This is a genomic window from Streptomyces griseorubiginosus (assembly GCF_017614965.1).
Taxonomy (GTDB): domain Bacteria; phylum Actinomycetota; class Actinomycetes; order Streptomycetales; family Streptomycetaceae; genus Streptomyces; species Streptomyces griseorubiginosus_B.
The window spans coordinates 1-3897 of record NZ_WVUG01000497.1 but is presented as its reverse complement, the minus strand read 5'-3'; the positions used below and the strand labels follow the sequence as shown (position 1 = coordinate 3897).

General features: G+C 73.6%; 4 protein-coding genes and 1 pseudogene. 3 read left to right on the top strand and 2 right to left on the bottom strand.

Annotated elements, in window-relative coordinates; translation table 11 throughout:
* A partial coding sequence (locus GRC12_RS42580; RefSeq protein ID WP_439959953.1) for a TerD family protein occupies positions 1-683 on the top strand: 683 nt, incomplete at its 5' end.
* A gap of 4 nt (positions 684-687) precedes the next feature.
* Here GRC12_RS42580 and GRC12_RS42575 read toward each other — a convergent pair.
* Positions 688-1863 (bottom strand): glycosyltransferase, encoded by a 1176-nt coding sequence (locus GRC12_RS42575; protein ID WP_208785805.1) that lies wholly within the window; start codon positions 1861-1863, stop codon positions 688-690.
* 57 nt (positions 1864-1920) lie between these two features.
* Between GRC12_RS42575 and GRC12_RS42570 the strand changes: the two genes are divergently transcribed.
* Both GRC12_RS42570 and GRC12_RS42565 read left to right on the top strand, forming a co-directional pair.
* Positions 1921-2706, top strand: coding sequence for a glutamate racemase (locus GRC12_RS42570; protein WP_208785804.1), 786 nt, complete (start codon positions 1921-1923; stop codon positions 2704-2706).
* 105 nt (positions 2707-2811) lie between these two features.
* The gene (locus tag GRC12_RS42565) at positions 2812-3354 is read left to right on the top strand and encodes a hypothetical protein (protein ID WP_208785803.1); all 543 of its coding nucleotides are present in this window, start codon (positions 2812-2814) and stop codon (positions 3352-3354) included.
* Between the two features lie 111 nt (positions 3355-3465).
* Here GRC12_RS42565 and GRC12_RS42560 read toward each other — a convergent pair.
* Positions 3466-3897: pseudogene (locus GRC12_RS42560) on the bottom strand (hypothetical protein); the annotation flags it as partial.

Genomic DNA, 3897 nt, shown 5'->3' with positions numbered 1-3897 from the left:
GGCCCCCGGCCGCCGTACAGCCTCCGGCCCCGCCCACCGCGCCGGTCCGTCTGTCCAAGGTCACGCTGACCAAGGCGGCGCCCGCCGTCTCCCTCGCCAAGCAGGGCGGCACCTCGGGCGCGATGCGGGTGAACCTCAACTGGCAGGTGCACAAGCAGTTCTCCGGCTGGGGCAGCAAGCGGGGCCGCGCGGTCGCCATGCACGCCGACCTCGACCTGGACCTGTGCGCCCTCTACGAACTCACCGACGGCAGCAAGGGAGTCGTCCAGGCACTGGGCAACGCCTTCGGCTCGCTGCACCGTCCGCCGTACATCCACCTCGACGGCGACGACCGCACCGGTGCCGTCGAGAGCGGTGAGAACCTCACCGTCAACCTCGACCACAAGCAGGACTTCCGGCGGATCCTCGTCTTCGTGACCATCTACGAGGGCGCGCGCTCCTTCGCCGACCTGCACGCCACGGTCACCCTGCAGCCGCAGTACGGCGCACCGATCGACTTCTCGCTGGACGAGTGCACGGTCCCCTCCACCGTCTGCGCCCTCGCGCTGATCACCAACACCGGAAGCGACCTGGTCGTCCAGCGTGAGGCCCGCTACCTGGTGCCCGAGCGCGGTGTCAGCCCGCAGCGGACCATCGACCACGCGTACGGCTGGGGCATGAACTGGACCCCGGGCCGCAAGTAGCGGTTCAGCCCTTGTCGGGCAGCGCGTCCGGGCGGGTGTAGGTGCGGCCCTTCCAGGCCGCGCCGCGGCCACGGTAGTGCTGCACCGCCGAGTCGACCGTCATCAGGAGGTAGAGGAACGCGGTGAACGGCAGGAGAGGGGCGAGCCAGGACGGCTGGTCGTAGTAGCGGAGTATCGGAAGGTACGTGCCCGTCATCACCAGCCATGCCAGGCCCCCCAGGGCGGCCGTCGTGGCGTCCCCCGCCGCCAGGCCCGCGATCAGGGACAGCGGCGGCACCAGATACACCAGGAGCAGTCCGAGGACCGTGCCGAACAGCAGCAACGGGTTGTGCCGCAGTTGTGCGTACGCGCTGCGGGAGACCATGCGCCACAGGTCGTGCAGCCGTGGGTAGGGGCGCACGCTGTCGACCTTCTCGGCCAGCCCCAGCCAGATGTGCCCGCCGCCGCCCTTGACGGCGCGCGCGAGCGCCACGTCGTCGATGACGGCGTGCCGGATGGCGTCCGGGACGTGCGCCCGCTCGGCGGTCTCGGCGCGCAGCAGGACGCAGCCGCCCGCCGCGGCCGCCGTCCGCGCCCCCTTCCTGCCGATCCGGCGGAAGGGGTAGAGCTGCGCGAAGAAGTAGACGAACGCCGGCACCACGAGCCGCTCCCACGCGCTCTCCACCCGCAGCCGGGCCATCTGCGAGACCATGTCGAAGCCGCCGGTGCGGGCCGCCGCGACCAACTCCCGCAGACTGTCCGGCGCGTGGGCGATGTCCGCGTCGGTCAGCAGCAGATACTCCGGCCCACGCGCGCGTGCCAGCCCGATCCCGTGCCGTACCGCCCAGAGCTTGCCCGTCCAGCCGGCCGGTGGTTCACCGGGGGAGTCGACCGTGAGGGGCAACCCGCCGTGCTCGCGCGCGAGTTCGCGGGCCAGCTCCCCGGTGCCGTCGGAGCTGCCGTCGTCCACGAGGAAGACCTCGGCCCGCCCCGGATAGTCCTGCGCCAGCAGCGAGGGCAGGCTCGAGGGCAGTACGGCGGCCTCGTCGCGCGCGGGGACGACGACGCACACCGACGGCCAGTCGCCGGGGTCCTCCCGGCGCGGCAGTCTGACGTCCGTGCGCCAGAAGTAGCCCTGGCAGAGCAGCAGCCACAGCCAGGCGGCGAGGGAGACGGCGGCGGTCCACGCGATGGCGCTCACCCGCGCAGTCTGCCCCACACCACCGGCCGCCAGGGGCCCATCGTCTATCGTGGCCGGGTGAAGATCGCGCTCATGGACTCCGGAATCGGTCTGCTGGCGGCCACCGCCGCGGTACGGCGTCTGCGCCCCGACGCCGATCTCGTGCTCTCTCTCGACCCCGACGGCATGCCCTGGGGACCTCGCACGCCCGAGGACCTGACCGAGCGTGCCCTGGCCGTCGCCGAGGCCGCCGCGGCGCACCGGCCCGAGGCGCTGATCGTCGGCTGCAACACCGCCACCGTCCACGCGCTGCCGTCCCTGCGCGCCCGGCTGGAGCCGGAGCTGCCCGTCATCGGCACCGTCCCGGCGATCAAGCCCGCCGCGGCCGGCGGCGGCCCGCTCGCGATCTGGGCGACTCCGGCCACCACGGGCAGCCCCTACCAGCGCAACCTGATCGCCGAGTTCGCCGACGGGGTGACCGTCACCGAGGTGCCCTGCCACGGCCTCGCCGAGGCCGTGGAGCACGCCGACGAGGCGGCCATCGACGCCGCCGTCAGCGCGGCCGCCGCCCTGACCCCCGAGGACGTCACCACCGTCGTCCTCGGCTGCACCCACTACGAACTCGTCGGCGAACGCATCCGCGCCGCCGTCCAGCGGCCCGGAAACCCGCCCCTCGTCCTGCACGGGTCGGCGGGCGCCGTGGCCGCCCAGGCGCTGCGTCGCATCGGCGCCCAGCCCCTGCCCGACGCCCCGGCCACCGGCACCCTGACGGTGCTGCTCAGCGGACGCGAGGGCGCCCTGTCGGCCGCCGCCCTCTCCTATGAAGAAGGCCGCATCCTGCAGGCGGTCAGCCCCGCTCGGTGACCGCCTGTCACCGTGCGAACGCCCTCGGTGCGACGTGGCCCCGGCGGCGGGGTCACTCTCCGCGACGCGCTACCAGCGCAGCGAAACCTGAGTAACCTCAAGGGTATGAGGGACCACCCCCACGCCGAGAGCGCCCACCCCGATGTCTGGACCGGCCGTGCCACCAACCGGGTCCAGTGGCTGCTGGCGCTCGGCGGAGCGGCCTTCATGGCGCTCGGCGTCGAGCTCGCCGTCGACTCCGCCTGGAACTCCGGCATCGCCCCGCTGGTGATGTCCGTCGTCGGCTGCATCGCCGCCGGGCTGCTGGTGCTGTTCGGCACGCTCGCCTTCGTGCACGTGGACCTCAAGCTCGACAAGGAGTCCCTGGAGGTGCGCTGCGGTCACATCGGCGTGCCGCGCCGCCGCATCCCCCTCGACCATGTGGCAGGCGCCGAGTTCGCCCCGCACGTCACCCCGCGCCAGTGGGGCGGCTGGGGCTACCGCTGGCGGCCGGAGAAGGGCACCGCGGTCGTCGTACGGCGGGGTGAGGGTGTGGTGCTGCGCCTGTGGGACGGCCACACGTTCACCATCACCGTCGACAACGCCGAGACGGCGGTTCGCGTCATCCGCGACCGCCTCCGCCCGAGCACACCCGGCACGACCCTCTGAACGAGGGCCGGCCGCTCGGATCAGGTCGGCCGAGGTGCCGTTCCCCGCGAGAGCCGAGCGGCGGCCGCCGCGCAGGTCCCGTGAACGTCGGGGTGGTCCGGATGACAGCCCTCAGGGGCCTCCCCGCGTCAGTCGGTCGTCCCGTGGTCGTACGTCCGTCTCCTGCCGCGGTGACGCGTCGGCCAGCGGGCGGGCGGTGGCCAGGCCCGCCAGCAGGCCCGCGCCCACCGACACGGCGGTGAAGCTCAGTGCGTTGCCGATGGCGGCGATCGCCGCGAGCGCCGTCAGGGCCGCCCCCGCGGTGAGCACGACGGGAGTGGGGCGCGGAGAGCGCCACAGCGTGTACAGCACCCAGCCGAACGCCGCCGCCAGCAGCACCACCCCGACCACTCCCTGTTCCGCCGCCTGCTGCAGCACCTGCGCCAGCAGCGAGGGCAGGCTCGAGGGCAGTACGGCGGCCTCGTCGCGCGCGGGGACGACGACGCACACCGACGGCCAGTCGCCGGGGTCCTCCCGGCGCGGCAGTCTGACGTCCGTGCGCCA

Coding starts and splice junctions, on each gene's coding strand:
- GRC12_RS42565 (WP_208785803.1), top strand. CDS start 2,812: ATGAGGGACCACCCCCACGCCGAGAGCGCCCACCCCGATGTCTGGACC.